The organism is Acidovorax sp. 99 (assembly GCF_003096455.1).
GTDB classification, from domain to species: domain Bacteria; phylum Pseudomonadota; class Gammaproteobacteria; order Burkholderiales; family Burkholderiaceae_C; genus Acidovorax; species Acidovorax delafieldii.
Genome location: NZ_QEKU01000001.1, coordinates 1,360,028 through 1,385,000, shown reverse-complemented (window position 1 = coordinate 1,385,000; position 24,973 = coordinate 1,360,028). Strand labels below are relative to the sequence as shown.

The 24,973-nt window shown below is 65.1% G+C and carries 23 protein-coding genes and 2 rRNA genes (1 of these 25 only partly in view); 15 read left to right on the top strand and 10 right to left on the bottom strand.

The features are described from left to right. A 23S ribosomal RNA gene (locus tag C8C95_RS06460) occupies window positions 1-1,203 on the top strand (it extends 1,676 nt beyond the left edge of the window). Window positions 1,204-1,346: 143 nt separating this feature from the next. Then, window positions 1,347-1,459: ribosomal RNA gene (gene rrf, locus C8C95_RS06455) — 5S ribosomal RNA — on the top strand. Between the two features lie 195 nt (window positions 1,460-1,654). On the opposite strand, the gene C8C95_RS06450 is transcribed toward rrf, so the two are convergent. Further along, window positions 1,655-2,734, bottom strand: coding sequence for an MBL fold metallo-hydrolase (locus C8C95_RS06450; RefSeq protein ID WP_116750162.1), 1,080 nt, complete (start codon window positions 2,732-2,734; stop codon window positions 1,655-1,657). A gap of 125 nt (window positions 2,735-2,859) precedes the next feature. On the opposite strand from C8C95_RS06450, the gene C8C95_RS06445 reads away from it, so the two are divergent. The 9 genes from C8C95_RS06445 to C8C95_RS06405 all read left to right on the top strand — a co-directional run bounded on the left by C8C95_RS06445 (window position 2,860) and on the right by C8C95_RS06405 (window position 11,889). Next, window positions 2,860-3,255, top strand: coding sequence for a MerR family DNA-binding transcriptional regulator (locus C8C95_RS06445; protein ID WP_056057775.1), 396 nt, complete (start codon window positions 2,860-2,862; stop codon window positions 3,253-3,255). Between the two features lie 42 nt (window positions 3,256-3,297). After that, complete coding sequence (locus C8C95_RS06440; RefSeq protein ID WP_056743734.1) at window positions 3,298-3,759, top strand: PaaI family thioesterase; 462 nt, start codon at window positions 3,298-3,300, stop codon at window positions 3,757-3,759. A gap of 41 nt (window positions 3,760-3,800) precedes the next feature. Continuing rightward, complete coding sequence (locus C8C95_RS06435; RefSeq protein ID WP_116748050.1) at window positions 3,801-4,991, top strand: isovaleryl-CoA dehydrogenase; 1,191 nt, start codon at window positions 3,801-3,803, stop codon at window positions 4,989-4,991. 43 nt (window positions 4,992-5,034) lie between these two features. Beyond that, entirely contained in the window at window positions 5,035-5,694 is a 660-nt protein-coding gene (gene can / locus C8C95_RS06430) for a carbonate dehydratase (protein ID WP_056057784.1), read from the top strand. 67 nt (window positions 5,695-5,761) lie between these two features. Continuing rightward, window positions 5,762-7,567, top strand: coding sequence for a bifunctional isocitrate dehydrogenase kinase/phosphatase (gene aceK / locus C8C95_RS06425; protein ID WP_116748049.1), 1,806 nt, complete (start codon window positions 5,762-5,764; stop codon window positions 7,565-7,567). 67 nt (window positions 7,568-7,634) lie between these two features. Then, window positions 7,635-8,822: an acetyl-CoA C-acyltransferase gene (locus tag C8C95_RS06420; RefSeq protein WP_116748048.1), complete on the top strand. Its 1,188-nt coding sequence runs from the start codon at window positions 7,635-7,637 to the stop codon at window positions 8,820-8,822. 49 nt (window positions 8,823-8,871) lie between these two features. After that, window positions 8,872-9,951 carry a DUF695 domain-containing protein gene (locus tag C8C95_RS06415; RefSeq protein WP_116748047.1) on the top strand — a complete coding sequence of 360 codons (1,080 nt, stop codon included), beginning with the start codon at window positions 8,872-8,874 and terminating at the stop codon, window positions 9,949-9,951. Between the two features lie 84 nt (window positions 9,952-10,035). Next, window positions 10,036-10,704, top strand: coding sequence for an SDR family oxidoreductase (locus C8C95_RS06410; RefSeq protein ID WP_116748046.1), 669 nt, complete (start codon window positions 10,036-10,038; stop codon window positions 10,702-10,704). Window positions 10,705-10,758: 54 nt separating this feature from the next. Then, window positions 10,759-11,889 (top strand): acyl-CoA dehydrogenase family protein, encoded by a 1,131-nt coding sequence (locus C8C95_RS06405; RefSeq protein WP_116748045.1) that lies wholly within the window; start codon window positions 10,759-10,761, stop codon window positions 11,887-11,889. A gap of 226 nt (window positions 11,890-12,115) precedes the next feature. Here C8C95_RS06405 and C8C95_RS06400 read toward each other — a convergent pair whose 3' ends face one another. The 3 genes from C8C95_RS06400 to C8C95_RS06390 all read right to left on the bottom strand — a co-directional run bounded on the left by C8C95_RS06400 (window position 12,116) and on the right by C8C95_RS06390 (window position 16,653). Continuing rightward, complete coding sequence (locus C8C95_RS06400; RefSeq protein ID WP_116748044.1) at window positions 12,116-13,303, bottom strand: hypothetical protein; 1,188 nt, start codon at window positions 13,301-13,303, stop codon at window positions 12,116-12,118. A 144-nt stretch (window positions 13,304-13,447) separates the two neighbouring features. After that, window positions 13,448-16,003 carry an ATP-binding protein gene (locus tag C8C95_RS06395; protein ID WP_116748043.1) on the bottom strand — a complete coding sequence of 852 codons (2,556 nt, stop codon included), beginning with the start codon at window positions 16,001-16,003 and terminating at the stop codon, window positions 13,448-13,450. After that, a complete protein-coding gene (locus C8C95_RS06390; RefSeq protein ID WP_116748042.1) occupies window positions 16,003-16,653 on the bottom strand; it encodes a response regulator transcription factor in 651 nt (216 codons plus the stop codon). The genes C8C95_RS06395 and C8C95_RS06390 overlap by 1 nt, the downstream gene beginning before the upstream one ends. 180 nt (window positions 16,654-16,833) lie before the next feature. On the opposite strand from C8C95_RS06390, the gene C8C95_RS06385 reads away from it, so the two are divergent. After that, complete coding sequence (locus C8C95_RS06385; RefSeq protein ID WP_116748041.1) at window positions 16,834-17,910, top strand: hypothetical protein; 1,077 nt, start codon at window positions 16,834-16,836, stop codon at window positions 17,908-17,910. A 157-nt stretch (window positions 17,911-18,067) separates the two neighbouring features. Here the strand turns inward: C8C95_RS06385 and C8C95_RS06380 are convergent, their stop codons facing one another. The 3 genes from C8C95_RS06380 to C8C95_RS06370 form a co-directional block, all read right to left on the bottom strand. After that, window positions 18,068-19,204, bottom strand: coding sequence for a peptidoglycan-binding domain-containing protein (locus C8C95_RS06380; protein ID WP_243415645.1), 1,137 nt, complete (start codon window positions 19,202-19,204; stop codon window positions 18,068-18,070). Between the two features lie 149 nt (window positions 19,205-19,353). Continuing rightward, entirely contained in the window at window positions 19,354-19,722 is a 369-nt protein-coding gene (locus C8C95_RS06375; RefSeq protein ID WP_056057809.1) for a DUF2237 domain-containing protein, read from the bottom strand. Between the two features lie 65 nt (window positions 19,723-19,787). Further along, window positions 19,788-20,267 (bottom strand): YetF domain-containing protein, encoded by a 480-nt coding sequence (locus C8C95_RS06370; protein ID WP_056057813.1) that lies wholly within the window; start codon window positions 20,265-20,267, stop codon window positions 19,788-19,790. Window positions 20,268-20,441: 174 nt separating this feature from the next. On the opposite strand from C8C95_RS06370, the gene C8C95_RS06365 reads away from it, so the two are divergent. From C8C95_RS06365 to C8C95_RS06355, 3 genes are read left to right on the top strand one after another with little or no spacing between them, the layout of a single operon-like run. After that, window positions 20,442-21,140, top strand: coding sequence for a DUF4197 domain-containing protein (locus C8C95_RS06365; RefSeq protein WP_099729207.1), 699 nt, complete (start codon window positions 20,442-20,444; stop codon window positions 21,138-21,140). An 11-nt stretch (window positions 21,141-21,151) separates the two neighbouring features. Then, the gene (locus C8C95_RS06360) at window positions 21,152-21,601 is read left to right on the top strand and encodes a YchJ family metal-binding protein (RefSeq protein WP_116748040.1); all 450 of its coding nucleotides are present in this window, start codon (window positions 21,152-21,154) and stop codon (window positions 21,599-21,601) included. Window positions 21,602-21,651: 50 nt separating this feature from the next. Further along, the gene (locus tag C8C95_RS06355; protein WP_116748039.1) at window positions 21,652-22,305 is read left to right on the top strand and encodes an HAD family phosphatase; all 654 of its coding nucleotides are present in this window, start codon (window positions 21,652-21,654) and stop codon (window positions 22,303-22,305) included. Window positions 22,306-22,361: 56 nt separating this feature from the next. On the opposite strand, the gene C8C95_RS06350 is transcribed toward C8C95_RS06355, so the two are convergent. From C8C95_RS06350 to C8C95_RS06345, 3 genes are read right to left on the bottom strand one after another with little or no spacing between them, the layout of a single operon-like run. Continuing rightward, the gene (locus tag C8C95_RS06350; protein WP_116748038.1) at window positions 22,362-23,036 is read right to left on the bottom strand and encodes a glutathione S-transferase family protein; all 675 of its coding nucleotides are present in this window, start codon (window positions 23,034-23,036) and stop codon (window positions 22,362-22,364) included. Between the two features lie 41 nt (window positions 23,037-23,077). Then, complete coding sequence (locus tag C8C95_RS23485) at window positions 23,078-23,698, bottom strand: hypothetical protein (protein WP_133246212.1); 621 nt, start codon at window positions 23,696-23,698, stop codon at window positions 23,078-23,080. Between the two features lie 39 nt (window positions 23,699-23,737). Continuing rightward, window positions 23,738-24,868 carry an AraC family transcriptional regulator gene (locus C8C95_RS06345; protein ID WP_243415644.1) on the bottom strand — a complete coding sequence of 377 codons (1,131 nt, stop codon included), beginning with the start codon at window positions 24,866-24,868 and terminating at the stop codon, window positions 23,738-23,740. Window positions 24,869-24,973: the final 105 nt, after the last annotated feature.

The following is a 24,973-nucleotide window of genomic DNA, read 5'->3' as shown; positions in this document are numbered from 1 at the left end:
AACTTCGGGAGAAGGTATGCCCCAAGTAGGTGAACTCGTACAGAGGGAGCCCAACGGGGTTGCAAAAAATCGGTGGCTGCGACTGTTTAATAAAAACACAGCACTCTGCAAACACGAAAGTGGACGTATAGGGTGTGACGCCTGCCCGGTGCTGGAAGATTAAATGATGGGGTGCAAGCTCTTGATTGAAGTCCCAGTAAACGGCGGCCGTAACTATAACGGTCCTAAGGTAGCGAAATTCCTTGTCGGGTAAGTTCCGACCTGCACGAATGGCGTAACGATGGCCACACTGTCTCCTCCTGAGACTCAGCGAAGTTGAAATGTTTGTGATGATGCAATCTCCCCGCGGAAAGACGGAAAGACCCCATGAACCTTTACTGTAGCTTTGTATTGGACTTTGAACAGATCTGTGTAGGATAGGTGGGAGGCTTTGAAGTGAGGACGCTAGTTCTCATGGAGCCAACGTTGAAATACCACCCTGGTGTGTTTGAGGTTCTAACCTAGGTCCATTATCTGGATCGGGGACAGTGCATGGTAGGCAGTTTGACTGGGGCGGTCTCCTCCCAAAGCGTAACGGAGGAGTTCGAAGGTACGCTAGTTACGGTCGGACATCGTGACGATAGTGCAATGGCATAAGCGTGCTTAACTGCGAGACTGACAAGTCGAGCAGATGCGAAAGCAGGACATAGTGATCCGGTGGTTCTGTATGGAAGGGCCATCGCTCAACGGATAAAAGGTACTCTGGGGATAACAGGCTGATACCGCCCAAGAGTTCATATCGACGGCGGTGTTTGGCACCTCGATGTCGGCTCATCTCATCCTGGGGCTGTAGCCGGTCCCAAGGGTATGGCTGTTCGCCATTTAAAGAGGTACGTGAGCTGGGTTTAAAACGTCGTGAGACAGTTTGGTCCCTATCTTCCGTGGGCGCTGCAGATTTGAGGAAGCCTGCTCCTAGTACGAGAGGACCGGAGTGGACACACCTCTGGTGTATCGGTTGTCACGCCAGTGGCATTGCCGAGTAGCTAAGTGTGGAAGAGATAACCGCTGAAAGCATCTAAGCGGGAAACTCGTTTCAAGATGAGATCTGCCGGGGCCTTGAGCCCCCTAAAGAGTCGTTCAAGACCAGGACGTTGATAGGTCAGGTGTGGAAGCGCAGTAATGCGTTAAGCTAACTGATACTAATTGCTCGTGCGGCTTGACCCTATAACTTTGATAGCCAACACGCTCACAGCGTGAAGCTCAAAGTCTGTTATGCCAAGTTAGACGCAGTCAAAACACAAACATCTGATTCCAGACTCTATGAATTCGCCAGGCAGTTCACAAAAACTGCCCAGCACCAAGTTATGCCTGATGACCATAGCAAGTTGGTCCCACTCCTTCCCATCCCGAACAGGACAGTGAAACGACTTTGCGCCGATGATAGTGCGGGTTCCCGTGTGAAAGTAGGTCATCGTCAGGCTCTTACAGCCCAGAAAACCCCAGTCAGTTATGACTGGGGTTTTTTGCTTTCCAGGCACACAAAAGTACCTGTACCACCCAGGCTCCTGCATCGACTCACACGCCTTACCGGCATTGATTACCATCTATCAGCGCGGCTGAGTGTGCTATTTGATTGCTGCTCAATAAGCGCTGGTCGGCCACGCATTGGGTGCGGTTATCCACCGTTCGGTGCGCGAAATCTCTGAACCCCGGCTGGGTCGAGAAAGCGCTCCAGCTTGCCATCCATCCACAGATGATGAAGATGTGCCAGCGCCTCACCCATAGCAAAAGTCATCTGGTGGGTGTCCAACTGGCGTTGAAACAGAATTGGCAAAGTATCCGCAGCGCTTAGTGCGCGGCTGTGCGCGGCTTGCAAAATCTCAGTGAGCCGCTCGCGGTGATGGTCTTGTAGCTGTGCAACGCGCGTGCCCAGGCCTGTAAACGGCTTGCCATGCGATGGAAGCACCAAGGTGTCTTTTGGTAGATCCAGATACCGCAAGAGCGAAGTCAAGAACAGCTGTAGCGGGTTGGCCTCTGGCTCGCTGGCGTGGACACTGACATTGGTGGAGATGCGCGGCAACACCATGTCTCCGCTGATCAAGGTGGTCAGCTCAGCGCAAAACAATGCCATGTGCTCAGGCGCGTGGCCGTAGCCGCTGATGCAACGCCAGGCGCGGCCCCCGATGTTCAGCGTGTCTCCATCCATGATTCGTCGAAAACGGGGTGGGAGAGCAGGGACCAGGGTCGGAAAATACGACGCGCGTCCTCGCACATGGTCCAAAAAAGACGGTTCTTGTGCACCGTGCAGCGCATAAAAATCGGCCCCTGCTTCCCCGCCAAACCCCTGCGGGTCATAGACGGCGACACGCGCTACGTTGTAGTCCGTGGCGCTGATCCACAAGCGCACATCCCAGCGCTCGCACAGCCAATGTGCCAGCCCGATATGGTCTGGGTGCATGTGGGTCACGATGACGCGAAGAATGGGCAAGCCCTCCAGGCAGTTCGCAAATATCTGCTCCCACTGTGCGCGGCTTGCAGCGCTGTCGATGCAGCAATCCACCACGGTCCACCCGTCCACCAGCACACCGCCAGCATCCGGCTGGCGATCGCGCAGCAGCCACAGATTGATGTGATCCAGGGCAAAGGGCAGGCCCATACGGATCCAGTGCACTCCAGGCGCTACGTCCAAGATGGCGCCCTCAACGGGCAGCGCGTCGCCGAGCGGGTAGTGGATCTGGTGTTCAAGTGGATTCATGGAGGCGGTGTGATGGGTTAGCATTGACGTTAACGTAAACGTCATGCATTCGATGCATTGTAGGGAGCTGCCGCCACCCGGCTGTCTCCTGTGCGAAACCGATACTGCTGTGTGCAGCACCCACCATGGCCAATACCTACACCATCAGCGACCTTGCCAAAGAGTTCGATCTCACCACCCGGGCGATCCGTTTTTATGAAGACATGGGCTTGCTGCAGCCTGAACGCACCGGCGCCGCCGGCCGCAACCGGGTGTACAGCGCACGCGACCGCACGCGGCTGCGCCTGACGTTGCGGGCCAAGCGCCTGGGACTGTCTCTCACGGAGGCCAAGGAGATCATCGACCTCTATGACAGCCCACGCGATACCGGCGTACAGCTCCGCAAGTTTCTGGACGTGCTGGTGGTCCATCGCAAACAACTCGAAGAGCAAATGGCCGATCTGCAGGCCAACCTGGAAGAGGTGCGCGAGCACGAAGAAGAGGCGCGCACGCTACTGGCCAAGGTAGAAAAGCAAAATTGATCCATAATTGACGTTTACGTAAACGTAAATTAGGAGACTGGAGTGAGCACGCCCCCCTTTGAGCCGCGTTGCATCGACTTTGCCGACCGCGTGCGCGACAGCTTTGCGCGACAAGGTGCCATGCAGACGCTTGGCGCGTCGCTGGGATTGGTGGCGCCAGGTGCTGTAGACATTGAACTCCCCTGGGCAGCCGCCCTGACCCAGCAGCATGGTTTTCTCCATGCGGGCATGGTGTCCACCGCGCTGGATTCGGCCTGCGGATATGCCGGTTTCACCCTCATGGCGGCCGATGCCGCCGTGCTCACCATCGAATTCAAGATCAACTTGCTGGCCCCTGCCAAAGGCGAGCGATTCCGCATGGAAGGACGGGTGCTGAAGCCCGGCCGCACCATCACCGTCTGCGAAGGCCGAGCCTTCGCTATCGACGGCAACCAAGAAAAGCTGGTCGCCACCATGGGGTGCACTCTCATGGCGGTCACCGGACGCGACAGCATCCAGGGCTGAGCCCTGCCCATTTCCCTACCTTCTACGAGGAGACAAACCCCATGAGCATTCCCGCCAACCTTCCCGGCCTCAACTTCCAGCTGGGCGAAGATATCGATGCCCTGCGCGATGCCGTGCGCGACTTCGCGCAGGCAGAGATCGCTCCCCGCGCGGCCGAGATTGACCGCAACGACCAATTCCCCATGGACCTGTGGCGGAAGATGGGTGATCTGGGCGTACTCGGCATCACGGTGCCCGAGCAATATGGCGGCGCCGCCATGGGCTACCTCGCCCACATGGTGGCGATGGAAGAAATCTCCCGCGCCAGTGCGTCGGTGGGCTTGTCCTATGGCGCCCACAGCAACCTGTGTGTGAACCAGATCAACCGCAACGGCAACGAGGCACAAAAGGCCAAGTACCTGCCCAAGCTCATCAGCGGCGAGCACGTGGGCGCGCTGGCCATGAGTGAGCCCGGCGCGGGCTCCGACGTGATCAGCATGAAGCTCAAAGCCGAGGACAAGGGCGGCTACTACCTGCTCAACGGCAGCAAGATGTGGATCACCAACGGCCCCGATGCGGACACCCTGGTGGTGTATGCCAAGACCGAGCCTGAAATGGGCGCACGCGGTGTCACGGCTTTCCTGATCGAGAAGGGCATGAAGGGCTTCTCGATTGCTCAAAAGCTCGACAAGCTGGGCATGCGCGGCAGCCACACGGGCGAGCTGGTGTTCCAGGACGTCGAGGTGCCTGCGGAAAACGTGCTCGGCGGCGTGAACAACGGTGCCAAGGTGTTGATGAGCGGCCTGGACTACGAACGCGCGGTGCTGACCGGCGGCCCGCTGGGCATCATGCAGTCCGTGATGGACAGCGTGATCCCTTACATTCACGACCGCAAGCAGTTTGGCCAGAGCATTGGCGAGTTTCAGCTCATCCAGGGCAAGGTGGCCGACATGTACACCGTGCTGCAGGCGGGCCGCTCGTTTGCCTACACTGTGGCCAAGAACCTCGACATGCTGGGCACAGACCACGTGCGCCAGGTCCGCAAGGACTGCGCCAGCGTGATCCTGTGGTGCGCCGAAAAGGCCACCTGGATGGCCGGCGAAGGCGTGCAGATCTATGGTGGCAATGGCTACATCAACGAGTACCCGCTGGGCCGCCTGTGGCGCGATGCCAAGCTGTACGAAATTGGTGCCGGCACCAGTGAGATCCGCCGCATGCTGATTGGCCGCGAGCTGTTTGCCGAAACCTGCTGACCTGCGACAACTGATCGACCAACCCTCACACACCAAGGACCCCATGCCTTCCTCCATCGACGACCTGTTTGTTCACAACCGCGCCTGGGCGGCCCAGATGGAGCGCGAGCGGCCCGGCTTTTTCACCAGCCTGCTGGCGCAGCAGAAGCCCAAGTACATGTGGATCGGCTGCTCCGACAGTCGGGTGCCCGCCAACCAGATCACCGGGCTGGAGCCTGGTGAGGTCTTCGTTCACCGCAATGTGGCGAACGTGGTGGTGCCGACCGATCTCAACTGCCTGTCGACCATCCAGTATGCGGTGGACCAGCTGCGCATCGAGCACCTGATGGTGGTGGGCCACTACGGTTGCGGCGGTGTGCTGGCCGCGCTGGAGGGCACGCGCGTGGGTTTGGCCGACAACTGGATTCGCCATGTGCAGGACGTGCGTGACCGCCACCGCGACCTGATCGCCGCCACCGCGCCTGAGTGGCGCCACGACGTGCTGTGCGAGCTCAATGCCATCGAGCAGGTGGTGAACATTGCACAGACCACCGTGATGCTGGACGCCTGGGGCCGGGGCCAGAAGGTCACGCTGCATGGCTGGTGCTATGGCCTCAAGGATGGGCTGATCAACAACCTGCACATGTCCGTGGACAGCACCGAAGGCCTCGAATCGCTGTACAAGGCGGCAATTGCCGGGGTGGCCGCAACCCGGCGGCAATAGGCCTGCCGCCGCCCTGTGTCTGCCGAGCGACGGTTGCGCTGACGAAGAAGCCAATAGGCCCGCCACCATGTTCCCGCAACGCCTTGATGCGCCCCAGGCCTACGGCATTGCCAAGGCCATGATGGACGGCTTCAACCGGCATTACCGGTTGTTCCGCACCGAGTCCGCGCGCGCAAAACACCGTTTTGAAACCGCTGACTGGCACGGCCAGCAGCGGGCGCAGCGCGAGCGCATCGAGTTCTACGACCTGCGGGTGAAGGAATGTGTGCGCCGCCTGGAAAAAGAGTTCGAGGCCGGCGCGCAGCCGATGGATGTGTGGCACCAGGTCAAGCTGCACTACATCGGGCTGCTGGTGAACCACCACCAGCCCGAGCTGGCCGAAACCTTCTTCAACTCGGTCACCACCAAGATCCTGCACCGCACGCATTTCCACAACGACTTCATCTTTGTGCGGCCTGCGGTCAGCACCGAATACATCGAGAACGACGAGCCTGCCGCGCGGCCCACCTACCGCGCCTACTACCCCACGCGCGACACGCTGGGCGACACCTTCCAGGCCATCGTCGAGAACTTCCAGCTGCAGCGCGAATTTGCCGACCTGCCACGTGACACCGCTTGCGTGGTGGGCGCCATGCGCAGCCGGCTCGACAAGGTGCGGCTGCGCACCAACTTCCAGATCCAGGTGCTCACCAGCCTGTTCTTTCGCAACAAGGGCGCCTATGTGGTGGGCAAGATCATCAACGGCTTCAATGAAGTGCCGTTAGCGCTGCCCATCCTGCACGACGACAGCGGCAAGCTGACCATCGACGCCGCGCTGTTCGGCGAAGACGACATGCAGATGCTGTTCAGCTTTGCCCGCGCCTACTTTATGGTGGACATGGAGATCCCCAGCGCCTACGTGCAGTTTTTGCGCAGCCTCATGCCGCGCAAGCCGCGGGCCGAGATCTACAACGCCCTGGGCCTGGCCAAGCAAGGCAAGACACTGTTCTACCGCGACTTCCTGTACCACCTCAAGCATTCCAGCGACCAGTTCCGCATCGCGCCGGGCATCAAGGGCATGGTGATGCTGGTGTTCGACCTGCCGAGCTTCCCGTTCGTGTTCAAGCTCATCAAGGACTACTTCCCACACCAGAAGGAAACCACGCGCGAGCAGATCAAGGCCAAGTACCTGCTGGTCAAGCAGCACGACCGCGTGGGCCGCATGGCCGACACGCTGGAGTACAGCGAGGTCGCCTTCCCACGCGACCGCTTCGACGATGCGCTGATTGCCGAGATCGAGAAGTTCGCCCCTAGCCAGCTCGAAATCAGCGACCGCGATGGCGACGGCCAGACCGAAGTCATCATCAAGCACCTGTATATCGAGCGGCGCATGATCCCGCTCAATATCTACCTGCAAGAGGCCTTTGACACCGGCCTCACCGACCCGCGTGCGCGCCAGCAGATGGAGCACAGCGTCATCGAATATGGCAACGCCATCAAGGACCTCGTGGCCGCCAACATCTTCCCCGGCGACATGCTCTGGAAGAACTTTGGTGTCACGCGCAACGGCAAGGTCGTGTTCTACGACTACGACGAGATCGAATACCTCACCGACTGCAACTTCCGCCGCGTGCCCACGCCGCGCAACGAGGAAGAAGAGATGAGCGGCGAGGTCTGGTACAGCGTGGGTCCGCGCGATGTGTTCCCCGAAACCTTTGGCCCCTTCCTGCTGGGCAACGACGCGGTGCGCGAGGTGTTCATGCAGCACCACGCCGACCTGCTCGACGCCGCGTTCTGGCAGTCGCACAAGGAGCGCATCCAGGCCGGCCAGATGCTCGATGTGTTCCCCTACGACCCGGAGCGGCGCTTTGCGCAGCGCGCTGCGGTGGGTTGACCGGCCCGCCAGTCACGGGTTGTGATCCCCTTTTTTTCCTCTGACCCTTACCCAGGAGACCTTCACCATGTCCATCCAAGACCCCATCGTCATCGTCGGCGCTGCACGCACCCCCATGGGCTCGTTGCAGGGCGACTTCTCCAGCCTGGCCGCGCACGACCTGGGCGGTGCCGCCATCAAGGCCGCCATCGAGCGTGCCGGTGTCTCGCCCGACGCCGTGGGCGAAGTGCTGTTTGGCAACTGTCTGATGGCCGGCCAGGGCCAGGCACCCGCGCGCCAGGCGGCGTTCAAAGGCGGCCTGCCCAAGGGCGCGGGCGCCGTCACGCTCAGCAAGATGTGCGGCTCCGGCATGAAGGCCGCGATGATGGCGCACGACATGCTGCTGGCCGGCACGCACGACGTGATGGTGGCGGGTGGCATGGAAAGCATGACCAACGCCCCCTACCTGCTGCAAAAGGGCCGCGGCGGCTACCGCCTGGGCCACGACCGCATCTTCGACCACATGATGCTCGACGGCCTGGAAGACGCTTACGAAGCGGGCCGCAGCATGGGCACCTTTGGCGAAGACTGCGCGGCCAAGTACAGCTTTACGCGCGAGCAGCAGGACGCGTTTGCCACCGCCAGCGTGCAGCGCGCCAAGGCGGCCACCGAGTCGGGCGCCTTCGCGGCCGAGATCGTGCCCGTCACCGTCAAGACCCGTGCGGGCGAGACCGTGGTGTCCGTGGACGAAGGCCCGGGCAAGGTCAAGCTCGAGAAGATCGCCACCTTGAAGCCCGCGTTCAAAAAGGACGGCACCATCACCGCCGCCTCCAGCTCCAGCATCAACGACGGCGCTGCGGCGCTGGTGATGATGCGCGAGTCCACCGCGAAGAAGCTGGGTTGCAAGCCCGTCGCCCGCATCGTGAGCCACGCCACCCATGCGCAGGAGCCCGAGTGGTTTGCCACCGCCCCCCTGGGCGCCACACAAAAGGCACTCGCCAAGGCCGGTTGGCAAGTGGGCGACGTGCAGCTGTGGGAGATCAACGAAGCCTTTGCCGTGGTGCCCATGGCGTTGATGAAGGAATTGGACCTGCCCCATGACAAGGTCAACGTGAACGGTGGCGCCTGCGCACTGGGCCACCCCATCGGCGCCAGCGGTGCGCGCATCATGGTCACGCTGATCCATGCCCTCAAGGCGCGCGGCCTGACCAAGGGCCTGGCCACGCTGTGCATCGGCGGTGGCGAGGCCACGGCCGTGGCGCTGGAACTCGTCTGAGGCCGCTGGCTGGAGATGGGATGATCCCCGACTTTGTACAAGGACCGCGATGACAACTCCCTCTCCCGCCATCGGCGCCTTCTGGCGCGCGTTTTCGGATGCCCAGGCATCGCTCCAGGCCCAGCCGCTGCGCGAGCGCGTGGGGGCGGCCAATGCGCTGATCGATCAGCACCTGGAAGGCCTGGCGCTGGAGATGTCTGGCGACGATGCCGATGCGGTGGTGGACCTCATTGTCACGGCCCACGGCAGCATCGAACGGTTTCCGTTGCTGGCGCAGGTGGTGGCGGCCGCACCCGCGTTGCCGCACTACCGCGTGCGTGCGTTTCGCGAGCGCACCACGCAGCCGGACTTTCCCATCGGCATGGAAGGCTTTGAGCTGGCCACCGCCGAAGTGCTGGTGGCGCTGGAGCAGGATGGCGGGCAGGCGGCGCTGGAGATCCGCTTTGGCCGCGAGATCCCCAGCGACTACCAGGACCATGCGCGCAACATGGCATTCATCATGCTCGACCATGTGCTGGGCGAGTACGACTTTGCCGTGAAGGTGGGCGCGGTGGACTTTGTGGGCGAGCCCGGCGACACCCACACACCTTGGGTGCCGCTGAGCCAGCTGCCCCCGGTGTTCGATCGCTACTGGACCGACACCCTGGGCCGCACCGGCCACTTCCCTACAGGCGAGGCCGAGTGGGACGGGCTGGAGCTGCAGTTTGACTGCCCCATCGACGAAGACGGCAACGAGCTGCCACCCGACGACATCGACAGCGAAGACGCGCCCGAGACCGGCGTGGTCATGGTCAACACCAGTGCCAACGCTGTGGCCATGCGGGCCGACCTGGCCTACGCCCTCACCGTGGACCTGGCGGTGCCCGACAGCGACACCCTGACCGCCGTGCAAGACCTGCACGAGCAAGCCGCCACGCTGCTCCAAGTGCCGCAGTTGGGCATTCTGGTGCTGACGCTGATGCGCGCGGGCCGCCGGCAGGCGCTGTACTACGTGAGCGACGAGCAACTGGCCAAACAGACGCTGGCGCCCTTGCTGCTGCGCGACGAGGCGGCATCGCTGGAGCTGAAGGTGGCGTACGACCCCGCGTGGTCGGGCTATTTCGAGTACGCCGGCTACCTGTCTGCCTGAGTGGATGTCGCTGTTTTGTTTACTCCTGAATTGATAGCTGCTGGCGCATGATGTACTAGCGCTTGCGGCACATTGGGCTTGAAAATGAACTCCATACTCGTGATCGGCGCGTCCCGGGGCATCGGCCTGGAGCTGGTGCGCCAGTACACCGACGCCGGGCGCCGCGTGATCGCCACCGTGCGCGACGACGCTGGCCGCGAACGCGTGCTGGCGCTGGGCGCCGAGGCGCTCACCGTCGATGTGGCCAACCCCGCCAGCGTAAGCGGCCTGGCCTGGCAGCTCGACGGCGAAAAGCTGGACCTGGCGCTCTATGTGGCCGGCGTCATCCGCCGCCCCAACGCGCTCACCCCGCCCACGCGGCAGGACTTTGACGCCGTCATGCACACCAACGTGCTGGGCGCCATGCAGGCCATTCCGCAGGTGGCGCCCCTGGTGGCGGATGCGGGTGGCGTGTTTGCGTTTCTGTCGTCCTCCATGTCGCAGATCGGCAGTGTGCCGAACAGCGGCTCGTGGCTGTACCGCACCAGCAAGGCCGCGCTGAACATGGCCGTGGCCGCCGCGCAGCACGACTACCCCGGCGCCACGCTGGTCACCATCGACCCCGGCTGGGTGCAGACCGACATGGGCGGCGGCGGTGCGCCGCTGACGGTCGAAGACAGTGTGCGCGGCCTGCGCAGCACGCTGGCCAGCGTGACCGCTGCCGACAAGGGCCGCCTGCTGCACTACGACGGCCGCCGCGCTGCCCACTGGTAGTGCGCAAGCCACCAAGCCCCCGAATTTTTGAACAACGACTCTGGAGACACTCCCATGCTGCTGACCCAAGACCAGGAAATGATCCGCGACGCGGTGCGCGACTTTGCACAGACCGAGCTGTGGCCGAATGCCGCACGCTGGGACAAGGAACACCACTTCCCCAAGGAGGCTCACCAGGGCCTGGCCGCGCTGGGCGCGTATGGCATCTGCGTGCCCGAAGAGTTTGGCGGCGCCCACCTCGACTACCTCACGCTCGCGCTGGTGCTCGAAGAGATCGCCGCCGGTGATGGCGGTACCAGCACCGCCATCAGCGTGACCAATTGCCCGGTTAACGCCATCCTCATGCGCTACGGCAACGCGCAGCAAAAGCGCGACTGGCTCACGCCGCTGGCGCGTGGCGAAATGCTGGGTGCGTTTTGCCTGACCGAGCCACATGTGGGCTCCGACGCCTCCGCCCTGCGCACCACGGCGGTGAAGCAGGGCGACGAATACGTGATCAACGGGGTCAAGCAGTTCATCACCAGCGGCAAGAACGGCCATGTGGCCATCGTCATCGCCGTCACCGACAAGGGCGCGGGCAAGAAGGGCATGAGCGCCTTCCTCGTGCCCACCAGCAGCCCCGGCTACGTGGTGGCGCGGCTGGAAGACAAGCTGGGCCAGCACAGCAGCGACACGGCGCAGATCAACTTCGACAACTGCCGCGTCCCCGCCGAGAACCTGATCGGTGCCGAGGGCGAGGGCTACAAGATCGCCCTGGGCGCGCTCGAAGGCGGCCGCATCGGCATCGCCGCGCAAAGCGTGGGCATGGCGCGCAGCGCGTTCGACGCGGCGCTGGCGTATTCCAAAGAGCGCGAAAGCTTCGGCACCGCCATCTTCAACCACCAGGCCGTGGGTTTCCGCCTGGCCGACTGCGCCACGCAGATCGAGGCCGCGCGCCAGCTCATCTGGCACGCCGCCGCGCTGCGCGATGCCGGAAAGCCCTGCCTGAAGGAAGCCGCCATGGCCAAGCTGTTTGCCAGCGAGATGGCCGAGCGCGTGTGCAGCGCCGCCATCCAGACGCTGGGCGGCTACGGCGTGGTGAACGACTTCCCGGTGGAGCGCATCTACCGCGACGTGCGCGTGTGCCAGATCTACGAAGGCACGAGCGACGTGCAGAAGATCATCATCCAGCGCGCGCTGGCCTGAGAGGCTGAGAGTCTTTGATCCATGTCCGCCTTGCACGCCAAAACGCCCCGGCTCTTCGTTGCAAATGCTCGCCATAGCCCGAGCTATGGCTGTGCTTTGCGCCTCGATCCGAGGCGTTTTCGCGCGCCTTTCGGGCTCGGCTAAAAAACTCTCAGCCTCTGAGCCTGCGCGCCACGGTGCCCGGCCTGTGGTGTGCAGGAGGCCTTTCGGGTGCGGTCCACAACGCTCAGCCCCTGAGGCGTAACTCGCGCTCCAGCAGCGCCAGCCGCTCGGGCTCGGCGTGGTGCCGGGCCACTGGCTGCACGCTGGCAAACACGGTGCGCCCCATTTCGGCGCGCCCGCTCCAGGCCAGGGCCAGTGCGTAGTCGCAGGTGCATACGGCCAGTGAGGGCCAGGCGCCCGGGGCCTTGCGCACCAGCCCCAGAAACTGCTCACACGCCTTGCCCAGGTGGCTGGCGGCCTCGCCCGCCCGGGCCGGGTCGCGCAGCGCAATCATGCCCCGCACCCAGTCGATGAACGCTTGCCCGTGGGGTGGCAGCATGGCGGGCTGCAGCGTGTCCACGAGGCGCTGCGCTTCGTCGGTGTGGCCCGCGCGGGCCTCACCCAGGGCCAGGTCCAACTGCAGAGTGGGCTCTCCCGGCCGCTGCGCCATCAGCTCGCGCAGGCGGGCGGTAAAGCCCGCATGGTCGCCCGTGGCCAGGGGCAAGGTATAGATGCGGGCCAAGAATTCGCCTTCGTCCGCCGGGCGCATGGGGTGGATGCGCAAGCGCAGGATGGCGGCGTCCACCCCTTCGGCGCGCGCCTCGAACCAGGCCATGCGCACGGCGGCGTCCCAGGCGGGCTGCCGCAAGAACGCATGCCGTTCGGCCGCGCGGGCCAGCCGCTGGGCCAGCACCTCGAGGCGGGGCAGGTCGCCCGTGGCGTGCGCGTGCAGCATCTGCTGGTACGTGCGCTGAAACTGGTGCATGTAGGCAAAGACGCCCAGCGGCGCCAGCATGGCCAGTACCAGAATTCCTTGCACCCATGGGCTCCACTGGCGCCACACGGCCAGCGCCACCAGGGCCGCGCACACCAGCAGCCAGGTACGGTTGTTGCGCAGCAGCTGGCGCAGCGTGGTCCACAGGCCGGGGTTCTGCTGCGCTTCGATCTGGTCGCGCGCCAGCTGGCGCAGTGCCTTCACGTCCAGGGTGCCCAGTGCGTCGTCCGCCATCTCGGTCATCGCACGGGCATACAGCCCCGAGGTGTGCAGCTGCACCTGGGTCAGCGGGGGCTGCTGCAGCGCCGCAATGGCCTGCATGGCTTCTTCGGCCGTCTGGGCATGCACGAAGCCCTCGGTGGGGCGGCCTTGCGCATCCTGCGCCTGGTACAGCCAGCGGGGCTGGCCGGGCGGTGGGGTGGTCCCGGTGGTGGTCATGGTGTGGCTCCCTCCTCATATGACTTGCCAGCGTGTCGGCGTCGCCGGTCGATGGCTGCGGATGGTAGGGGGGCTGGGGATTGCTGCGTGCAGCGGGCAGACGGGCGGTGCACCGCTGGCGGACGGCCGGTGCCGTGGAAGGGGCTATTGAAAGGGCACGGGGTGCTGTTCCCGCTGGCTTTTGCCATGAGTCAGCCACTGCACCAGCACCGCATGCAGCTCTGCAGGGTTCACCGGCTTGCGCAGCACCAGGTAGCCCTCGTCCTCGGCGTCCCGCAAGGCGGGCGCGTCGAACTCGCCGCTGACCATCGCGCCGCGGGCGGCAGGGCAGCGTGCCAGCAGCGTGCGCAGGATGTCAAAGCCGCTCTCGCCCGAGCGCAGTCGCTGGTCGCAGAAGATGGCATCTGGCACCATGCCTTCGTCCAGCCGGCCATGGGCTTCGGCCCCGGTGGTGGCATAGGCTGCCGTCACGCCCCAGGCTTCGAGCATGGCGCGCCAGGCCTTGAGCACCTGGGGGTCATCGTCCAGCACCAGGCACTGGCCCTGCAGCGGACGGTCCACGATGGACTGGCGGTGTGCCGCTGCGGGGGCGGTGGACGTGCCTGCATCGGGTGCCACATGGGCTGGCAGCCGCAGCCAGAAGCGCGAACCCTGTCCCGCCAGCGAACGTACGCCGTACGCCGCCCCCAACTGCTCGGCGCACCGCGCCACCACAGCCAAGCCCAGGCCGTGCCCCGCGTCGTCCATCTGGTCGGCCCGCGCTCCCCGGTAGTAGGGGCTGAACACCCGGGCCTGATCGGCGGGGGCGATGCCAATGCCCGTGTCCCGCACCTCCACCAGCCAGTCACCGCCGCGTGCGCGTGCGCTCACCAGCACCTTGCCCTGCGGTGTGTAGCGGATGGCGTTCTGCACCAGGTTCGCCAGCGCCTGGCGCAGCAGCACCGGCTCGGCCCACACGGTGGCGCCACGGCGCGGCAACCGCAGCCGCAGGGTCAGGCCGCCGAGGCTGGCTTGCTCGCGGAAGAGGCGCACAACGTCCGCCAGCAGGGCGCCAAGGTCCACGGCGGCTTTGTGGCCCAGCGGCTGCCCCGACTCCAGGCGCGACAGGTCCAGCAGCGCATTGAACAGCTGGCTCATGGCCTGCATGCTGGTGCGCAGGTCGGCCACCAGCGGGCGCAGGACCGGGTCGGTATTGCGCAGGTTGATCGCCTCCACCATCAAGGACATGGCGTGCACGGGTTGGCGCAGGTCGTGGCTGGCGGTGGCGAGGAACAGGTTTTTCTCGGTCAGGGCGCCTTCCGCCTGGCGCCGGGCTTCGGCCAGGGCCTCGTTGGCAGTGCGCGTGCGGCGGTACAGCCAGAAGCTGGCGCCCGCTGCAAGCAGTGCCAGTGCCACCGCAGCCGCCAGTCCGATCTGCTGCATGCGGCGCACGCGCAGCTCGGCATCCTGTACCCGGTTGGCCTGCGCCAGCTGCTCGATCTGGCGCTGCCGTTCAGCGCTGTCAAAGCGCTCCTGCAAGGTCGTCACAGCCTGGTCGCGCTCGGTATGGAACAGTTCCTTGGCCAGCGCCTGCTGCTTGCGGGTGGTGGCCATGGCCTCGCGGTACAGGCCGGCTTGCTCGTACATGCGCGACAGCTCGCCCAGCAACTGCTCTTCCATGGGCAGGGAGCCTGCTTCGTGCACGAACCGGATGCCCGCCTCCACCTCGTGCACGCCAGCCGCAATGCGGCCCTGGCCCATGAGTGCAAAGCCCAGATTGGCCTGCGCCATTGCGGCCCCGTTCAGCTCGTGTGCATTGCGGTACGCGGCCAGGGCCTCGCGCATCACGGGCTCGGCCGCGGCATACGCCTTGCGCTGCAGCAGGACGTCGCCCAGGTTGTTCAGCGCCGTGGCCTGGAGCCCGGTGAGCCCTCCAGCGCGAGCGATCTGCAAGGACTGCCGGTAGGCGGCCACGGCGGTGTCGAGGTTGCCCTGCACGTTTTCCACATTCCCACGGTGCAGGTGCAGCCAGCCCAGCGCCTGCCGGGCGTCCAGCTTTTCGGCCAGGGGCAGCGTCTCGCGGATGGTTTGCAGCGCCCGGTCCGGGTTCTTCATGTCGAAGTGCAGCAGCTCCAGGTGGGTGCGCGACCGCAGCTCAGACGTGGCCGCCTGGCGTGGCAGCGTGCGCGAGAGTTCCAGGCTGCGCAGCAGGTGGGTCATCGCCGTTTCGAACTGGCCGTTGCCGCTGTGCAGGGCGCCCAGCGTCAGGTGGTAGAGCCAGCGCACCCAGGGGTCGGGTGCGCGCTCGGCGGCGGCCGCTTCGCGCGCCAGTGCGTCCAGTCCGGCGCGTGTTTTTCCCGCCACGGCCAGTTGCCGGGCCTCGAAGCAGACAGCCAGCACCTGCGACGACGGATCTTTCTGCGCAGCGGCGAGCGCCTTCAGCTGCGCAATGCCCTCGGTCACCTCCGTTGTCTGCCCGGTCTCGAAGGCCGCGTCTGTCAGCGCCGCCAAGTAAGTGCGCCGGGTCGCGGCATCGGCCGCGTTGGCAAAACGTGCCGCGGCGGCCTGCAGCGCCTGCACGGCTTCGGCGCTGTTGCGTTGCGACAGGTTTTGCAGCCGGTCCAGCTCGGCCAGGTCCGGGTTCAGTGCCTGCGCCCTCGCGGGCAATGTCGTCTGCAGGCACAAGGCCGCGACCAGCACCACAGCCCGGACGAGGCGCATCAGGGCAGCTCCAGCCGACGCCCGCGCAGCAGGGTGATGGCCTCGACCCGTGTGCGCACCCGCAGCCGCTCCAGGATGCCCGTCACGTGCTCCTTCACGGTGCTCTCTGCAATATCCAGCTGCGATGCAATGCGCTTGTTGGGCAGCCCCTGCAGCACCAGCGCAAGGATCTGGCCCTGCCGGACAGACAGCCCCAGCTCGGCCGGTGTCACCGGCAGGTCGCGGCTGCGCAGCGGCTGGCTGCCCGGATGGCCCGGCTCAAACCAGACCAGCCCGCTCAGCAAGGCCTCCACCGCCAGACCGAAGGTTTCAGGCGCCGCTTGTTTGTGGATGAAGCCCTGCGCGCCTGCCTGTCGGGCCTGGTCCATCACGGCGGGGTCATCGTCGCCACTGATCACCGCGATGGGCATTCCGGGGCAGTAGCTGCGCACCTGGGCGATCAGGCCCACGGCGGCGCCTTCTGCCAGCCAGAAGTCGATGAGCGCGATGGCCGGTGTGCCCCGCGTGTCCACCCAGCGCAGAAGGTCGTTTGCCCCAGCGGCCACCACCACGTCCATCTGCGGCAGTCGCGCGCGCAGGAATTCGGCCATGCCGTGTGCCACCAACGGATGGTCGTCAAGGATGAGCGCGTACTGAGAGGTGGAGGACATGCGGTGGTGGAGGGGGCGCAACCCGGCGGGATGCCGGTGCCAGAAGGTATGCCTGCGGGCAAATTCTGCCAAGTGTTCAGCAGGATGGGCGGCGCGCAAACCCTACTAGCGTAGGGTTTCGCACGGGATGGGGTGCTGCACAGAATCCGCGCTCCATTCACCATCACGAGGTTTCTGTTCATGACACGACAAGCCAGCGCAACGGGTGCCGGGCGCACCTGGCACTCTGCACGACCTATCTTCCGCTGGGCCCCCCTGGGCCTGGCTGCTGCCTTGCTGGTGGGCTGTGGCGGCGGTGATGACGACAACGGCACGCCTCCGCCCAGCGCTGGCGCATTCAGTATCGGCGGCGCGGTCAGCGGCCTGGGGGCTGGCAAAACGGTGACGCTGCAGAACGCCGGCAAGGACGACCTGACGGTGAACGCCAATGGCAACTTCGTGTTCGTCACGCGTCTGGACAACGGCATTGCCTATGCCGTCACCGTGAAGACCCAGCCCAGCGGGCAGCGCTGCACGGTGACGGAAGGCACCGGCACAGCCACTGCCAACGTGAGCAACGTGCAGGTGCGCTGCGAAAACCTGGCGGCTGCCACCTACACGGTGGGCGGCTCGGTCAGCGGCCTGGCGGGTGGCGCTGTGGTGCTGCAGAACAACGGGCGCGACGATCTGTCGGTGTCCAGCAACGGCGGCTTCACGTTCGGCACGGCACTGGCGGGTGGCACGGCCTACGCCATCACGGTGCGCACGCAGCCTTCGGGCCAGAGCTGCACGGTGCGCAACGGAACGGGCACGGTAGGGTCGGCCAATGTGAGTTCGGTGGACGTGAGCTGCGCGACGGCGGCGCTGGGGCTGCCGGAGGGCGACTGGAAGCAGGAGCTGTGCGTGGTGGTGCGGCCAGGAACCTGGGGACGCTCGCTGTGGCGCATCACCCGCCAGAGCGACACCCGCGTGACGGGGCAGATTGGTGTGGTGACCTATGCCGACGCCAGCTGTTCCGGCACGGGCACCGTTGCAGGTCCGCTGACCGATGTGGGCAATATAGCGTTCGACCGCAACGGCAGTACGGCCACGCTGACCGCTTTCTGGGGGCTGTGGACCCAGCCGTCGGGCCTGACATCGCGCGCTGTCTGGGCACGCAAGGGGCCCCGCCTGTGCATCTTTGGCGATCAGATACCCACCGCGTTCCCGACGACGGCCAGCGTGGAGAGCTACGTGGACACCGTCTTGCCTGCCAAGACCTGCTACACGCAAAACTGAGTGCTGGGGGCCGTGTGGCCCCCCAACCAACCCAAAGCCCCCGCAGCGAAGTTGCTGCGGGGGCTTTTCTTTGCTCGGATGTGATCCGCTTTGTGTTGGAGCGCGCCCATTGCTGCAGGGCCACCCGCCCCGGTGTCCCCGGGGCATCCCTCAGGCTTCAGCGAGCGAGTTCCGCCGCCGTGGCCGCATCCAGCCGCCCGGATGTGGGCAGCCCTTTGTCCTTCTGAAAGGCGCGCAGCGCTGCCGTCGTCTTGCCGCCCATGGCGCCATCGGGCGTGCCCGCGTTATAGCCCAGCTCGTTCAGGCGGGCCTGCGCATCGCGCAGCGAAAGTCCTGCGGTGGCTCCATTGTTTTGCGCGGCAGCACGCGCGGCCGATGTCTGCGAGGGCGGTGCGGCGCCGTCCACACTCAGCCGCCCGCCACCCCCCAGGCCCTGGCCCTTCACCGTCTGGGCGCGGTAGTTGCGCAGCGACTGCACCATCTGGTTGAACGCATCCATGAAAGCGGCCGCAATCACCTTGCCTTCGGCCGTGTTGGAGTAGCCGCCCATGCGCGCGCCGCCCGATCCGCCCAGCAGTTGCCCCATGGCGCCAAAGTCGGTCTTGGCGGCACTGCCTTCTGACGCCGCCACCTGCACACCGGATCGGTTGTCGATGAGCGTGAGCAGCGCGCTGGCCTCCTTGGTGTTCATGTTGCCGCCGATGGCTGCCAGCAGGCCCCCCGCACGGCCACCGACCAGGCCGCCCAGCGATGCGGAGGCACCGCCTGCGTTGTTGTTCTGGAACACGATTTCGGGCGACAGGCCATAGTCCGAGGCCACCATCTGCCCCTGGCCAAACTGGCTGCCCTGCCGCATTTCGCCCGACTGCATCAGCGCGCGCTCGCGCGTCATCGCGTTCATGCCGGCGGCGCCGCGCTCCACCACCACAAAGCAGTTGGACTGCTGCACCAGCAGACGCAGCAGGTTGGCCGTGGGCGGCAGGCGGTATTGGTCACGCAGGATGGTGTACCAGCCAGCCTGCTGGTTTTCGATCAGCGAGACGGTGCCCAGCGGGCTTTCGCAACGCTCCAGCGAGTCGCTGGCGCCGGTAGAGGCTCCGCCCGCAGCGCTGCCGGTGGCCACGGTCTTGGCATCGGCGCTGCCCATGCGCATGTTGGTGGTCTCGCAGCCGCTCAGTAGTGCAGCAGCGGCCACGGCAGCGCTGACTGCGCACAGGCGCAGCGGGGTGGTTGAACGGGGCGGGGTGGCAGCGGCACGCGCGCGCCGTTGCTGGACAGAAAGGGTGATAGTCATGGTGACGGATGTGGCCGCATGTGCAGCGAAAGGGAGGAACACAAAGTCCTGATCTTTCGCCGTGCAGCCAATCACCGGCAACCCGACAGAGGTAGGGTGCAAGGGGTGGCGCACCCGGCCCGGAGTGCGCCCCGCGCTTGTCAGAACGGTCAGCTGCTGGACAGCGCCGCGCTCTGCAACTGCGCCAGCGTCACAAACTCCAGCGCGCGGGCATGGGTGCATTCCAGGATCACCGGCGGTGCCACACCCGCCTCGTAGGCTTCCTTCCAGCGCAGGGCGCACAGGCACCAGCGGTTGTTGGCCTTGAGTCCTGCAAACCGGTATTCGGGCCGGGGGGTGATGAGGTCGTTGCCCCGCGACAGCGAGAAGTCCAGAAACGCCTGTGTCATGCGTGCGCAGATCACGTGGGTGCCGTGGTCGTGCTCGTCGGTGTTGCAGCAGCCATCGCGGTAGTAGCCGGTCAGCGGGTCGTAGGAGCAGGGCATCAGCATGGTGCCCAGAACGTTCAGTGCAGTCATATCGGGTCGCGTGTGTTGTGAGGGCCTATGGGGGGCGCAGATTGTTGGAGTGGGCGCGGGGCGGCTCAGCCCTCTTCGCCACGGCGGCGCAGCACCACGGTGATCTGCCCGTTGGTCTCGATGGTGGCGCGTTCCACTTCGTGCGCGTGCAGGCAGCCACCGGCGCGCAGTGCGGCCTCCACGTCGTCGCGGGTCAGCAGCTCCTTGCGCATCAGCGCCTGGTTCAGCTCGCCCTGGTGGATCAGCACCTGGGCCTTGCCGTCCACCCAGCGCCCGATGCGCGGGAAGTGGAACGCCAGCCGCGCCAGCGCCACATGCAGCAGCATCAGCGTGCTGGCAGAGATCAGCCCGCCCACGAGCGAGTTGTCGCCCGCGTTCATCGAGTTCTGCACCGCGTTCGACAGGATCAACAGCAGGATCAGGTCAAACGGCTCGTACTGCCCTGTCTGCCGCTTGCCCGACAGGCGCATGAACACCAGCAAGAACAGATACACCACCACGCCGCGCAGCACAAACTCCCACCACGGCACACTCATTTGCCACATTGCAAGGTTCCTTGTTGGATGCTTGGGTGGGGCCAGTCTACGGCCTGCGGCTTGCCCCTCATTCGCTGAGCGAAAATCCCGGGCAATCCCCCGCACGGCTCCGGCACAGTGCGCCCTCATTGCAGTGGCGGCCGAGCGGGCCTCCTCTGCTGCCCCCATCGAAAGTACCGCCCCATGCAACGCCGCCAATTCCACCAAACCAGCCTCATGGGGGCGCTGCTGTGCGCCACTGCGCAGCACGCCTGGGCGCTGTCGCTGGGCGACCTCACCAATGCCGACGCCTCCAGCGGCCTCAAGGCCGCGCTGACCCAGGGCGCGCAGGCGGCGGTGTCGCTGCTGGGCCGCAACGACGGGTTTCTGGGCAACCCCAAGGTGCGCATCGGCCTGCCGGGCTACCTGGACGACGCCGCCAAGGTGATGAAGTCGCTGGGCCAGGGCAAGCGCATCGATGAGCTGGTGGTGTCCATCAACCGCGCCGCCGAAGCGGCCGTGCCCATGGGCAAGGACCTGCTGGTGGGCGCGGTGCAGAACATGACGGTGACCGATGCCAAGAACATCCTCACCGGCGGCGACAACTCGGTGACCGCCTTTTTTGCCGACAAGACGCGCACGCCACTGGGCCAGCGCTTTCTGCCGGTGGTGAACCAGGCCACCGAGAAAGTCGGCCTCACGCAGAAATACAACGCCTTCGCGGGCAAGGCCGCGAGTTTTGGCCTGCTGAAGGCCGAAGACGCCAACCTGGCGCAGTACGTCACCGGCAAGACGCTGGACGGCCTGTACCTCATGATTGGCGAAGAAGAGCGCAAGATCCGCCAGGACCCGGCCGCCGCCGGCAGCGCCATCGCGCGCAAGGTGTTTGGTGCCTTGCGCTGAGAGACGTCACGATGCCTTTGCCACAGCCTAACGACCCCTGCCCTTGCGGGCGCCTGGCGCCTGCGGGCCCGGGGGGCAGCAAGGGCAAAAGCGCTACCCCCTTGCCCTTCGCCAGCTGTTGCGGCCGTTACCTGGCGGCACCTGGGCTGGATGCCATGGCCGCCCCCGATGCCGAAAGCCTCATGCGGTCGCGCTACACCGCCTTTGCGTGCGAGCGGGCCGACTACCTGCAGGCCACCTGGCACGCCAGCACGCGCCCGGCCACGCTCGACTTTGATGCGGGGGCCAAATGGCTCGGGCTGGACGTGCGCCGATACGTCGCCACCGACGCCGACCACGCCGTGGTCGAGTTTGTGGCCCGCTACCGTGTCGCTGGACGCGCCGTGCGCCTGCACGAGACCAGCCGTTTTGTGCGCGAGGAGGGGCGCTGGTTCTATGTCGATGGAGACCTCCATGGCTGAAATTCAAGCCAAAACCACCTCAAGCGCTAGTGCAATATGCCTTGATAGCTATGAAATTTGAAGCAATCCTGTTTGACTGTGACGGCGTGCTGGTGGACAGCGAGCCCATCACCAACGGCGTGCTGCGCGACATGCTGGCCGAGGCCGGGTGGGTGCTGACGCCGGAAGAGTGCATGCGCCTTTTCATCGGCAAGATGGTGCGCAGCGAGGCCGCGCGCATTGAGCACCACACCGGCCGCCCGCTGACCGACGAATGGATGTCGGCCTTCTACGCACGCCGCAACGCCGCGCTGGAGGCGCAGCTCACCGCCATCGAGCACATCCATGGCGCTGTCGAGCGTGTGCACGCCCACCACGACGGGCGCATTGCCTGTGCCTCGGGGGCCGACCGTTTCAAGGTCGAGATGCAGCTGGCCAAGGTGGGCCTGGCGCCTTACTTTGAAGGCCGCATTTTCAGCGGCCACGAAATGCCCGCCACCAAGCCCGCGCCCGATGTGTACCTTGCCGCCGCTGCAGCGCTGCAGGCCGTGCCCACGCGCTGCGCGGTGGTCGAAGACACAGTGACCGGCGTGACTGCTGGCGTGGCGGCCGGGGCCACAGTGTTTGCCTACGCGCCGCTGGATGACGGCGCCGCGCTGCGGGCTGCGGGCGCGCAGCACGTGTTTCGCAGCATGGCGGAGTTGCCAGAGCTGCTGGGCTGCTGACCGCAGAGCCTGTTTGCGGCACCCCGCGCGATCGCAAAAAGACTTTGAACAGGTTCTCAGGGCTGCGTATCGGGTGCAGGCGTGGTGGGCACACCTTGCTCTTCAGCGGCACGCACCTGTGCCACCATCGCCCGCTGGTAACCGGGCCGCTGCTGCAGCCGCTGCCAGTAGGCATGCGTGGCCGGGCCAAATTGCGCACTCAGCCCCAGGTGCTGCGCCAGCAGCAGCGCATAACCCACCGCTACATCCGCCGCCGTGAAGCGGCCTGCGCACAGGTAGTCGCTGGTGCCATGGACCAGCGCCGTCTCCACGGCGCGCAGCCGTGCCAGAAACCAGCGGCTGTAGTCCTCCACCACCTGCGGTTGCTTGCGCTCTGCCGGTTCAAAGCGCCCGTAGCGCAGCACCAGCGTCTGCGGAAAGGTCAGTGTGGCATCGCTCATGTGCAGCCAGTTCAGGTAAGCGCCATACGCCGGGTGCGTGGGCGCCACGTCCAGCCCCGCATCCGGGTGCGTGGCCGCGAGGTACTGGCACATCGCGGCGGATTCGGTCATGCGGACATCGCCTTGGACGAGCAGCGGTACCGTGCCCAGCGGGTTTTCTTCCAGAAACCACCGCGCCTTGGCACGGGGCGGGAACGGCAGCATGTGGAGCTGGTAGGGGAGTTGCAGTTCTTCGAGCATCCACAGGGGGCGGAAGGAACGGGCGCTAACGCAGTGGTGGAGGTGGAGCATGGGGATTGCGTACGAGTTAGGTGGCGTAAGTCCAGAAATCACTAGCTGGTCTCGCGCCGCAACTTATCAGCAGCGCTTCTCGAATTCATCAGTGGGGCGATAGCGTCGGATGCGATTGCGTGCTGATCTCCCTTTTCGGAGCGTGCTGCAATCTGTAGAAAAACGCTCTGTGTGTAAAGGGTGCTGGTGCATTGGATGGCTAGGTCAAGCAGCCTTTCGCTAACCTGAGCTTCCGCAAAAGGACGCTTCCGTTTCTCTCCGAACCAAGCAGTGTTTTTTGCGAACTTAGGCCCGCCTGCGGGCGGAGGAATCGCCATGCCGTGCATGATCGTGTTTCGAAAAATCAGCAAATCGGCGGCTGCGCTCGCTAGTTCATCGCAGGCCTCAGTAAACACAGGACCAAAAGACGCACCTGCCCTTCTAAAGCGAGAAATCAAGTCGCTTGCTTGAAGACTGTCTGTTGATGGACGTTGCCCTACTTCTAGTTCTTCGTCCAGAAGAACTAAGGTTGCCAATTCCAGTTGATTTTCAAACATTCCCCACGCGACTGCGAAGGCGCCTATTCTTTGAAGAATTGATGCAGTTAGGCCGAAATGTGCTTCGTAGAAGGTCATCAGGGCGCTCGGCTCTAAGGTTCCCGTTAGTGTGTCTGTCTTGGTCATGGTCTTGAATCTACTGATGCCCGTACATTTTTCTTCGGCTCATAGCTGCACCGCCCTCCGAAACTCTGCCGGCGACTGCCCCGTCCACCCCCTAAACGCCCGGATAAAACTCTTCTCGTTATCAAACCCCGCCGCTTCCGCCACCTGCTTGATGGGCCGTTGCGTGCGGTGCAGCAGCTCCACCGCGCGGGTGCGGCGCACCTCGTCTTTCAGGCCCTGCAGCGTGGCGCCTTCTTCCTTCAGCTGCCGGTGCAGTGTGCGCGGCGATACGTGCAGCAGCGCGGCCAGGGATTCGGCGCTGTGCTGGGGCAGGGCGTGCGCAGGCTGGCCTGGCAGGGGCGCGGCCAGCAATTGACGCACGCGCTGCACCAGCAGGCGGTCGCGGCGGTAGTTCAGCACCGTCAGGGGCAGGGCGTGTTGCAGCATCTGGCGCAGGGCCTGCTCGTCCCGGCGCAGGGGCAGGTGCAGGTAGCGGGCGTCGAAGTGAATGGCGGTGCGTGGCGCGTGGAAGGTGACGGGGCCACGGAACAGCACGGCGTAGGCATCGGCATGCGGGGGCGCACCAAAGGCAAACTCGGCGGCGATGAGGGGGATGCGCGAGTCCACCATCCAGCAGGCCAGGCCGTGGGCATTGCGCAGTACCGACACCAGACAGAACTCGCGCAGCGCGCCCAGGTCGCGGGCCTCGGTGATGGCCAGGGTGGCGGTGTCGCCCTGGGTGGTGAGGTGCAGCGCAATGTCGTCTGCCAGCAGGCCATGGTGGCGGCACCAGCGGGCCAGGGCCACCTGCAGCGTGGGCGAGCTGATGCTGGCGCGCGCCAGCATGCCGTAGCTGCCCCAGGGCAGGCGGCGGCTGAACCAGCCCAGGGCTTCGTCGTCCAGCTCCTGCATGGCGGCGTCGGAGATCTGTTCCATCTGCCAGGCGGTGATGCGGGCGCTGTCGTCTTGCAGCAGCTGCGGCGCAATCTGTGCCTGGGCCAGGGCGCGTTCGGGGCTCATGCCGCGCCGTTCATAGGCCAGAGCAATGGCGCGCACGAACGCGATGGGCGTGGCCGCCGGTGCGATGGGCGTCGCTGCGGGGGCTGTGGCGGAAGCAGGCAGGCGGTGGGCGATAGAGGCAGGTGATTTCACGTTACAGAGTGTGCCAGCCGTGGCACGATTTGCAACCATTGTGGCAACCCGGCCGGGCCGTGGGCTTCTATGCTTGCCTATGCTTTCGAATGGCTTGCCACGCGTGCTCTGCCCGCGCTGGCCGGATGACCGAGGAGACAAACC

Bases quoted from the DNA above. Each gene is read 5' to 3' on its own strand.
- C8C95_RS06355 (WP_116748039.1), top strand. From the start codon at position 21,652: ATGAAATTTGAAGCAATCCTGTTTGACTGTGACGGCGTGCTGGTGGAC.
- C8C95_RS06435 (WP_116748050.1), top strand. From the start codon at position 3,801: ATGAGCATTCCCGCCAACCTTCCCGGCCTCAACTTCCAGCTGGGCGAA.
- C8C95_RS06370 (WP_056057813.1), bottom strand. From the start codon at position 20,267: ATGTGGCAAATGAGTGTGCCGTGGTGGGAGTTTGTGCTGCGCGGCGTG.
- C8C95_RS06405 (WP_116748045.1), top strand. From the start codon at position 10,759: ATGCTGCTGACCCAAGACCAGGAAATGATCCGCGACGCGGTGCGCGAC.
- C8C95_RS06410 (WP_116748046.1), top strand. From the start codon at position 10,036: ATGAACTCCATACTCGTGATCGGCGCGTCCCGGGGCATCGGCCTGGAG.
- aceK (WP_116748049.1), top strand. From the start codon at position 5,762: ATGTTCCCGCAACGCCTTGATGCGCCCCAGGCCTACGGCATTGCCAAG.
- C8C95_RS23485 (WP_133246212.1), bottom strand. From the start codon at position 23,698: ATGACCAAGACAGACACACTAACGGGAACCTTAGAGCCGAGCGCCCTG.
- C8C95_RS06390 (WP_116748042.1), bottom strand. From the start codon at position 16,653: ATGTCCTCCACCTCTCAGTACGCGCTCATCCTTGACGACCATCCGTTG.
- C8C95_RS06360 (WP_116748040.1), top strand. From the start codon at position 21,152: ATGCCTTTGCCACAGCCTAACGACCCCTGCCCTTGCGGGCGCCTGGCG.
- C8C95_RS06350 (WP_116748038.1), bottom strand. From the start codon at position 23,036: ATGCTCCACCTCCACCACTGCGTTAGCGCCCGTTCCTTCCGCCCCCTG.
- C8C95_RS06415 (WP_116748047.1), top strand. From the start codon at position 8,872: ATGACAACTCCCTCTCCCGCCATCGGCGCCTTCTGGCGCGCGTTTTCG.
- C8C95_RS06365 (WP_099729207.1), top strand. From the start codon at position 20,442: ATGCAACGCCGCCAATTCCACCAAACCAGCCTCATGGGGGCGCTGCTG.
- C8C95_RS06380 (WP_243415645.1), bottom strand. From the start codon at position 19,204: ATGACTATCACCCTTTCTGTCCAGCAACGGCGCGCGCGTGCCGCTGCC.
- C8C95_RS06450 (WP_116750162.1), bottom strand. From the start codon at position 2,734: ATGAATCCACTTGAACACCAGATCCACTACCCGCTCGGCGACGCGCTG.
- C8C95_RS06385 (WP_116748041.1), top strand. From the start codon at position 16,834: ATGACACGACAAGCCAGCGCAACGGGTGCCGGGCGCACCTGGCACTCT.
- C8C95_RS06345 (WP_243415644.1), bottom strand. From the start codon at position 24,868: ATGGTTGCAAATCGTGCCACGGCTGGCACACTCTGTAACGTGAAATCA.
- C8C95_RS06420 (WP_116748048.1), top strand. From the start codon at position 7,635: ATGTCCATCCAAGACCCCATCGTCATCGTCGGCGCTGCACGCACCCCC.
- can (WP_056057784.1), top strand. From the start codon at position 5,035: ATGCCTTCCTCCATCGACGACCTGTTTGTTCACAACCGCGCCTGGGCG.
- C8C95_RS06445 (WP_056057775.1), top strand. From the start codon at position 2,860: ATGGCCAATACCTACACCATCAGCGACCTTGCCAAAGAGTTCGATCTC.
- C8C95_RS06375 (WP_056057809.1), bottom strand. From the start codon at position 19,722: ATGACTGCACTGAACGTTCTGGGCACCATGCTGATGCCCTGCTCCTAC.
- C8C95_RS06400 (WP_116748044.1), bottom strand. From the start codon at position 13,303: ATGACCACCACCGGGACCACCCCACCGCCCGGCCAGCCCCGCTGGCTG.
- C8C95_RS06395 (WP_116748043.1), bottom strand. From the start codon at position 16,003: ATGCGCCTCGTCCGGGCTGTGGTGCTGGTCGCGGCCTTGTGCCTGCAG.